Origin of the sequence: Euzebya sp. (assembly GCF_964222135.1) — a bacterium.
Classification (GTDB): Bacteria; Actinomycetota; Nitriliruptoria; order Euzebyales; family Euzebyaceae; genus Euzebya.
In genome coordinates, this window is the sequence record NZ_CAXQBR010000078.1 from 40,657 (window position 1) to 48,216 (window position 7,560).

A 7,560-nucleotide genomic window follows, 5' to 3' on the forward strand; every position below is an offset into this window, starting at 1 on the left:
CACCGGAGGTCGCTCGTGGTCGGATCCTAGAACCGCCGGCTGCCAGCCGTCAGCACCCCGTCCGGGCACGACGGGTCGGGGCCGTCCGCATCGGACAGGGCCGAGGTGATGGCCTCCTGGACGACGGCCTCGACGTTCATGGCGGTCATGCCGGTGCATCATGATGCAGCGATCGTGATGCTATGATGCGTCCGTGCGCACCACGATCACGCTCGATCCCGACACCGCAGCGCTCGTGCGCCAGGAGATGCGACGGCGCGGGGTGACGTTCAAGGAGGCGGTGAACAGCGCCATCCGAGCAGGGCTGACCAGGTCGCCGAGCCCCGCCGAGCCGTTCCGCACGCGTGCGGTCCCCATGGGCACGCCAGCCGTGAACCTCGACCGGGCCCTCCAGATCGCCGGTGAGCTCGAGGATGAGGAGCTCATCCGTCGGATGCGGGTCGGCAAGTGACCCTGGTCGACGCGAACGTCCTGCTCTACGCCGTCAACGCCGATGCGCCCCACCACGCCGAGGCGGCCGACTGGTTGGACGGCGAGCTCAACGCCGGACGTCCGGTGGGGTTCGCCTGGATCGCGCTCCTGGCATTCGTGCGGCTGTCGACCAAGATCGGGCTGTTCCCCTCGCCGCTGCCGGTCGCGGAGGCGCTGGCCCAGGTCGAGGCCTGGGTGTCACACCCGGCGGCGGTCGTCGTCGAGCCCACGACACGCCACGTGACGGTCCTGGCCGGCCTCCTCGCAGAGGTCGGGACCGGCGGGAACCTCGTCAACGATGCGCACCTGGCCGCCCTGGCGGTGGAGCACGGTGCGGACGTGGTCAGCTACGACACCGACTTCGGCCGGTTCGAGGGTGTCGTGGTGCGCCGACCTCGTTGACCTCCGCGTCCACGGTCGTCGCGGGACCGCGTGCATGATGTATACGACATGCCGAGGACGCGTAGCATGTCCCGCATGTCCGGTCGACGAGATGCAGGCCCGACGGTGGTGGCCACCGCGGTCGTCGTCGTCTGCGTGCTGCCGGTGTTCCTCACCGGCGGGATGGTCACCCAACTGCGCGAGGACCTGGCCCTCGACGTGAGCGCGATCGGCGTCGCCATGTCGGCCTTCGTCGCCGCCCAGGCGCTCTGCTCCCGATCGCTCGGGCGACGCGCGGACCGGATCGGCGCCGCGGCCGCGCTGCGGATCGCGACCGGCATCGCGCTCGCCAGCTCGGTCCTCCTCGCCACGCTCGTCACCGACGTCGTCGGCCTGACCGTCGCGCTGTCGCTGGCGGGCGTCGCCAACGCCCTCGGCCAACCGGCGGCCAGCCGGCTGCTCTCCCGGGTCGTCGGCGAGCGCCGCCAGGGGCTCGTCTTCGGCATCTACCAGTCCTCCAAGCCGATCGCGGGCTTGCAGGGCGGGTTGGCCGTGCCGGCCATCGCGCTGACGGTGGGGTGGCGGTGGGCCTACGCCGTCGCGGCCGTCGCCACCGTCCTGTTGTTGGTCCACCTCCTCCGATCGCCCGCGGAGGACGCGAGCGAGGGCCGGACACCGCCTCCCGTCGCATCCGACCGCCCGCGCGCCGCCGGCGCCCGGCCGACCCTCGACCGGTCGGTGCGGGTGCCCCTGCTGATCGGCGCGGCGCTCGGCTTCGGCGCGGTGAAGGTGTTCGCCACGTTCGTGGTCGACGGTGGCGTCGAGGCCGGTCTGTCCCCGGCGACAGCCGGACTGGTGCTCTCCGCGGCCAGCGCCCTCGCGGTCGCCTCGCGCCTCACCGTCGGGCTGGTGGCCGACCGGCGCAGCGGCCACCAACTCGGGATGGTCGCGGCGATGCTCGGGGTCGGCAGCCTCGGCTTCGTCCTGCTGGCCCTGTCGCGACCCGGACCGGTCGTGGCCGGCGCGCTGGTCGTCGCCGCCGGCGCGTGGGGCTACAACGGCCTGTTCTACCTCTCGGTCACGCGTCTGCTGACCGCGGCGCCCGGGACGATCACCGGCCTCGTGCTCTCGAGCTCCTCGGTCGGAGGGGTGCTCGCGCCGTTGGCCTTCGGGCTGGTCGTCGACCGGTGGTCCTACACCGTCGGGTGGGGCGCGACCGCCGCGTGGGGCCTGGTGGCGGCGGGGATGCTGCGGGTGGCGCACCTCCGCACGGCCGCGCCGACCACCGTGCCCGCGACGGGAGGATCGTGATGGGCCGCCTGCACCCCCTGGAGCAGCCGCCGATCCTCCGCGACCGGGTCTACGCGACCCTCGAGGAGCTGATCATCGACCGGACGCTCGCGCCGGGCTCCCGGCTGCTCGAAGGCGAGCTCGCCGAGCAGCTGGACGTCAGCCGCAACCCGGTCCGCGAGGCGCTGACCATGCTGGCCCACTCGGGCTGGGTCGATCTGCGGCCGCGCATCGGCGCGGTCGTCCACACCCCGACGGCGAAGGAGGTCGACGACTTCTTCACCGTCCGCGGGGCGCTCGAGGAGGAGTCCGCGCGGCTGGCCGCGGTCAAGGCGACGCCCGGCGACGTCGCGGACCTCCGAGGTCTGCTCGCGGACGGGTGGGTCAGCGTCGCCGCGGAGGATCCGGCCGGGATGTCCACGGCCAACGCCGCGTTCCACGCGCGGGTCGGACGGGTCGCCGACAACCGGGTGCTCGACGAGGTCCTCGCCCTGATGAAGAAGCGTCTGCGGTGGTACTTCAGCTCTGTCGCCACCGCCCGCGGCGCGGGGTCCTGGGAGGAGCACGCCCGGCTCATCGATGCCCTCGACGCCCACGACACCGGCGCCGCCGCGCAGGTCAGCCGGGACCACACGCGCGCCACCGCCGAGCTGTACCGCGACACCGCCGCCGCGGACCCCGCCGACCGGACGTGAACGCCTCCGCGGTCACGCCCGTGACGTGGCTCCTCGCCGCGACCCCTGTCGTGGTGCTGTTCGCCACCGCGCTGGTGCGGCGCATCGCGACCCACCACGCCGCGCTGGCCGTCGCGGTCCTCACCGCGGTCATCGGGGTGACGGCCTTCGACGCCGGCGGCGCGGTCCTCGGCGTGGCGGTCGGGAAGGGCCTGTGGCTCGGGCTCTGGATCCTCTGCGTCGTCTGGCCCGCGCTGCTCCTGTACGGCGTGGCCCGCGCCGGCGGTCTCGAGCAGATCGGCCGGACCGTCGCCGCGCTCCTGCCCCGGCGTCGCGAGCGCCTCCTCCTCCTCGCCTGGGTCCTCCCCTCGTTCATCCAGGGCGTGGCCGGGTTCGGCACACCGATCGCGGTCAGCGCGCCCCTGCTGCTCGCCGCCGGGTGGTCCCCGGTCCGCGCCGTCGTCTACCCGCTCATCGGCTACCACTGGTCGGTCACGTTCGGGTCGATGGGCTCGTCGTTCTACATGGCCGCCCTGACCGCGGAGCTCGGGCTGGCCGACCAGACGGCGTTCGCGCTGCTCGCCTCGACGGCGCTCGCGATCCACTGCGTGGTCGCGGGCGCCCTGGTGCTGTGGCTGGACGGCGGTCTCGCCGCGGTCCGGGAGGGACTGCGCATGCTCGTCGTCGCCGGCGCGGCCATGGGTGGTGCGCTCGTCGGCGTGGCCCTCGTCGTCCCCGCGGTCGCCAGCCTCGCCGCCGGCACGGTCGGTCTGGCCACCGTCCTCGTCCTCTCGTCGCTCCGCGGAGCCGATCGGCGCACGCGACCGATCCTCGGTGCCAGCGCGGACCACCCGGTCCTGGACGAGGGGCAGCGGACCTCTGCGACCACCTCGATCGCCGCCTTCGCCCCCTACCTCTGGTTGCTCCTCACGGCGCTCCCGGTGTTCCTCGTCCCGGCGTCGCGCAGCTGGGTCCGAGCCAACCTGCTCGTCGCGCCCGGCTTCGGCGAGACGGCGACGGGCCTCGGGTGGGTCAACGCCGCGGTCACCGACTACACCCCGATCGCCCTGCTCGGCCACCCGGGGTCCTACGTCGCCCTGGCCGCGGCCCTGGGGTACCTGACGTACCGCGCCGTCGGGCTCCTCGGCCCGGGCGGGAACCGCATCCTCCGGCCGTGGCTCGCGTCGCTGCCGAAGAGCTCGACGTCGATCGCCAGCCTGGCCGTCCTCGCCACGGTCATGGCGGACACGGGCATGGTGGCGGTCCTGGCCGAGGGGATCGCCGGCGTGGCCCGTGGCACCTTCCCGGCCCTGTCGCCGGTGGTGGGCGGCATCGGCTCGTTCATCACGGGATCCACCACGACGTCGAACGCGCTCTTCGCGGGGCTGCAGCTGCAGATCGCCGAGCGCCTCGACGTCGCGCCGACCGTCCTGCTCGCCGCCCAGACCGTCGGGGGCAACGTCGGCAACGCGGTGGCGCCCGTCGTGATCCTCATCGGCGCGACCACGATCGGCGACCCCGACGTGCTCGGGACCGTCCTGCGGCGCTGCCTGCCCGCGGCGGGGGTGCTGTTCGCCGTCGCGGCGCTCATCACGCTGCTGCGCGTGTGACCCGACCCACCTCCGCCGCCCGCATCGCGTATACCTGATACGTCAGCAACGGGGGGTCCCTCCCGTCGAACGTCAGCGCGAGGAGGTACTGCCGTGAGCGAGGTCCGCATCCCGCCCCTCGAGCAGTCGCCCGTGCTCCGCGACCGGGTCTATGAGACCCTCGAGGAGCTCGTCATCGACGGCACCCTCGCGCCCGGCGCCCGGCTGCTCGAAGCGGAGCTCGCCGAGCAGCTCTCGGTCAGCCGCAACCCCGTCCGCGAGGCCCTCACCCTGCTCGCCCACTCCGGCTGGGTGGACCTGCGACCGCGGCAGGGCGCGGTCGTGCACCGCCCGACCCGGAAGGAGATCGAGGACTTCTTCCAGGTCCGGACCGTCCTCAAGGTCGAGGCGGCCCGCCTGGCCGCGATGAACGCGACCGAGGCCGACGTGGACATCCTGAGGGATCTGGTGGCACAGGGCAGCGCGCAGATGGCCCGAGATGACCTCAAGGCCAGCCTCGCCACGAACAGCGCGTTCCACGAGGAGGTCGGGCGCATCGCGGCCAACGCGGTCCTCGACGAGGTCACCACGCTGATGAAGAAGCGGCTGCGCTGGTACCTGAGCCCGGTCGTGCGGATGCGCGGCCTCCGCTCGTGGGAGGACCACCGCGCCCTGGTCGACGCGATCGCCGCGGGCGACGCCGACGCGGCCACCGCCACCATGCGCCGGCACTGCGCCACCGCAGAACGGCTCTACCGCGAGCACGTCGCCGGCCTGACCGGCTGACGTCCCCCGCATCCCCTCGGATGTGACGGGGGTGTTTCCATCGTGGAAAATCCGGTATCTCGTATCTTGTATACCGTTGACAAGTCCCTCGGATGGGTGGAGTGTCTGGATCCCCACCCCCGGCAGAGGGACATCGATGACCGCTCTCGTCGCACCAGTCGACGCACCGCCCCGCAGTTGGACCGCCACCCTCCTCGACGGCCTGGAGGCCGCTGGCGTCACCCACCTGCCCTACCTCCCCGACAAGCCGCTCGCGACGGTGGTCACCGACGCCGAGCAGCGCGACGGGCTGGTCACGATCCCCCTCACCCGCGAGGAGGAGGGGGTGGGCATCGCCGTCGGGCTGAACCTCGCCGGACGCCGGTCCGCGCTGATGATGCAGGCGAGCGGGATGGGCAACAGCCTCAACGCGATCGGGTCGGTCGCGATGGCCCAGCGCATCCCGCTCCTGCTGGTCGTCACCGAGCGCGGCGGACTGGGTGAGACCGTCTCGACCCAGGTCCCCTTCGGCGCGGCGCTGCCACGGGTGCTCGACGCGATGGCCGTCCGCTGCGTGCCCCTGACCGACGCCGAGGATGTGGAGGAGACGACGCGCCTCGCCGCCGAGCTCGCCTTCACCTCACGCCAGGTCGTCGTCCTGCACGTCACCGCCGGCATGATCAAGGGACGCCGGGGAGGGGTCGCCTGATGGCCGTCGACCGCGCCGCCGCCGTCACCGAGCTGGTCGCCCGCCTGGCCGACACCGACCTCGTCGTGGCCGCCCTCGGGAACCCCGCCTACGACCTGTACGACGCCGGCGACCGCCCGGGGAACGTCTACCTGTGGGGCGGGATGGGCCTGGCTCCCTCCATCGGCCTGGGGGTGGCCCTCGGCCGTCCGGACCGACGCGTCGTCGCCATGGAGGGCGACGGCGGCGTGCTGATGAACTTGGGCGCCCTCGCGAGCATCGGCTCGCTGGCCCCGCCGAACCTGATCACGATCGTCTGGGACAACCGCAGCTTCGAGCTGACCGGCGGCCAACCCACGGCCACGACCGACGGGGCCACCGACCTCGCCGCCGTCGCGACGGGCTGCGGCATCCCGGCCGTCCGGACCGTCGCGGACCTCGACGCCTTCACGACCACGATCGACGAGGCCCTCACCTCCCCCGGGCCGTGGTGCCTGGTCGTCGACACCCTCCCGACCCCCGCCGACCGGGTCAAGCCGCTCGCCGCGCTGCGCCGCCGCTTCGTCCGCACCGAGGAGTTCACCGACCTGGCCAGCGGAACGGCGAGCGGAACGGCAACCGGAGCGGTCGCGTGACACCCCCCGCGGCCACGCTCGACGCGCGGTTCGCCCTCGCGGTGGGGGAGGGGCCTGCCCCCGACCGCCCGCTCCTCCCCGTCCAGGACCCCTACCGCGGCGACACCGCCTTCTGGGTCGCCCGCGCCAGCGCCGAGGACGTGCAGTCCGCGGTCCGGCTTGCCCGTGCCGCGCTCGCCGACCCGCTGCCCGCCCACCGCCGGTCCGCGGTGCTCGACACCGCCGCCGACCTGGTCGACGACGCCGCCGAGGACCTGACCCGCCTCCTCGTCCGCGAAGCGGGCAAGCCCCGCCGTGCCGCCGCCGGCGAGGTCGCCCGGACCGCCGAGACGCTGCGGTGGAGCGCCGGGGAGGCGCTGCGGATCACCGGTGAGGCGATCCCCCTCGACGCCGCAGCCGCCGGGGAGGGCCGGCTGGCGTTCACCCTCCGCGAACCCGTCGGCGTGGTCGCGGCCATCACCCCGACCAACGCGCCCCTCAACCTGGCGGCCCACAAGGTCGGTCCGGCCCTCGCCGCCGGGAACGCCGTCGTCCTCAAGCCGCCGGACGCCACCCCGTGCACGGCCCTCGCGCTGCGCGACCTGCTGCTCGCCGCCGGCCTGCCCGCGGCCTGGTTCAGCGTCGTCGTCGGGGGCGGTCTCGGACAGGCGCTGGTCGCCAACCCCGACGTCGACCTGATCACCTTCACGGGCAGCGTCGAGACGGGTCGGCACATCCGCGCGGCCGCCGGCATCCGCGACGTCATGCTCGAGCTCGGCGGCAACAGCCCCGTGATCATCCACGCCGACGCCGACCTCGACCGGGCGGTGGGCGCGTGCACCGCGAAGGGCTTCGCCGGCGCCGGGCAGGCGTGCACGTCGGTGCAGCGGATCATCGCCCACCGCGACGTCGCCGAGGAGGTCGCTCGCCGCCTCGTCGCCGCGGTCGCCGAGCTGGGCGACGGCGACCCCGACGACCCCGCCACCACGGTCGCGTCCCTCCGCGACGACGAGTCCGCCGACCGGGTGCGGTCCTGGGTCGCCGAGGCCGTGCAGCGCGGCGCCCGCCTCCTCACCGGCGGACGGCGG

Annotated in this window: 10 protein-coding genes; 9 read left to right on the plus strand and 1 reads right to left on the minus strand. The window is 74.0% G+C overall.

Features of this window, described 5'->3' with window-relative positions:
* Positions 1-26 precede the first annotated feature (26 nt).
* The gene (locus ACEQ2X_RS17360; protein ID WP_370327101.1) at positions 27-149 is read right to left on the minus strand and encodes a hypothetical protein; all 123 of its coding nucleotides are present in this window, start codon (positions 147-149) and stop codon (positions 27-29) included.
* Positions 150-247: 98 nt separating this feature from the next.
* Between ACEQ2X_RS17360 and ACEQ2X_RS17365 the strand changes: the two genes are divergently transcribed.
* The 9 genes from ACEQ2X_RS17365 to ACEQ2X_RS17405 all read left to right on the plus strand — a co-directional run.
* A complete protein-coding gene (locus ACEQ2X_RS17365; protein WP_370327110.1) occupies positions 248-451 on the plus strand; it encodes an antitoxin in 204 nt (67 codons plus the stop codon).
* On the plus strand, positions 448-873 hold the full coding sequence (locus ACEQ2X_RS17370; protein WP_370327102.1) for a type II toxin-antitoxin system VapC family toxin: 426 nt from the start codon (positions 448-450) through the stop codon (positions 871-873). The genes ACEQ2X_RS17365 and ACEQ2X_RS17370 overlap by 4 nt, the downstream gene beginning before the upstream one ends.
* 75 nt (positions 874-948) lie before the next feature.
* Positions 949-2,163, plus strand: a complete 1,215-nt coding sequence (locus tag ACEQ2X_RS17375; protein WP_370327103.1) for an MFS transporter — start codon at positions 949-951, stop codon at positions 2,161-2,163.
* Positions 2,163-2,837: a GntR family transcriptional regulator gene (locus ACEQ2X_RS17380; RefSeq protein ID WP_370327104.1), complete on the plus strand. Its 675-nt coding sequence runs from the start codon at positions 2,163-2,165 to the stop codon at positions 2,835-2,837. Before ACEQ2X_RS17375 ends, ACEQ2X_RS17380 begins: the two co-directional genes overlap by 1 nt.
* Entirely contained in the window at positions 2,834-4,426 is a 1,593-nt protein-coding gene (locus tag ACEQ2X_RS17385) for an L-lactate permease (protein ID WP_370327105.1), read from the plus strand. The genes ACEQ2X_RS17380 and ACEQ2X_RS17385 overlap by 4 nt, the downstream gene beginning before the upstream one ends.
* Positions 4,427-4,519: 93 nt before the next feature.
* Positions 4,520-5,191: a GntR family transcriptional regulator gene (locus ACEQ2X_RS17390; RefSeq protein WP_370327106.1), complete on the plus strand. Its 672-nt coding sequence runs from the start codon at positions 4,520-4,522 to the stop codon at positions 5,189-5,191.
* 136 nt (positions 5,192-5,327) lie between these two features.
* The gene (locus tag ACEQ2X_RS17395; RefSeq protein WP_370327107.1) at positions 5,328-5,879 is read left to right on the plus strand and encodes a thiamine pyrophosphate-binding protein; all 552 of its coding nucleotides are present in this window, start codon (positions 5,328-5,330) and stop codon (positions 5,877-5,879) included.
* Positions 5,879-6,493 (plus strand): thiamine pyrophosphate-dependent enzyme, encoded by a 615-nt coding sequence (locus tag ACEQ2X_RS17400; RefSeq protein ID WP_370327108.1) that lies wholly within the window; start codon positions 5,879-5,881, stop codon positions 6,491-6,493. Before ACEQ2X_RS17395 ends, ACEQ2X_RS17400 begins: the two co-directional genes overlap by 1 nt.
* Positions 6,490-7,560, plus strand: a 1,071-nt coding sequence (locus ACEQ2X_RS17405) for an aldehyde dehydrogenase family protein (protein ID WP_370327109.1), incomplete at its 3' end; no start/stop codon positions are given. The genes ACEQ2X_RS17400 and ACEQ2X_RS17405, both read left to right, overlap by 4 nt.

Bases quoted from the DNA above. Each gene is read 5' to 3' on its own strand.
- ACEQ2X_RS17365 (WP_370327110.1), top strand. From the start codon at position 248: ATGCGACGGCGCGGGGTGACGTTCAAGGAGGCGGTGAACAGCGCCATC.
- ACEQ2X_RS17375 (WP_370327103.1), top strand. From the start codon at position 949: ATGTCCGGTCGACGAGATGCAGGCCCGACGGTGGTGGCCACCGCGGTC.
- ACEQ2X_RS17360 (WP_370327101.1), bottom strand. From the start codon at position 149: ATGACCGCCATGAACGTCGAGGCCGTCGTCCAGGAGGCCATCACCTCG.
- ACEQ2X_RS17380 (WP_370327104.1), top strand. From the start codon at position 2,163: ATGGGCCGCCTGCACCCCCTGGAGCAGCCGCCGATCCTCCGCGACCGG.
- ACEQ2X_RS17395 (WP_370327107.1), top strand. From the start codon at position 5,328: ATGACCGCTCTCGTCGCACCAGTCGACGCACCGCCCCGCAGTTGGACC.
- ACEQ2X_RS17400 (WP_370327108.1), top strand. From the start codon at position 5,879: ATGGCCGTCGACCGCGCCGCCGCCGTCACCGAGCTGGTCGCCCGCCTG.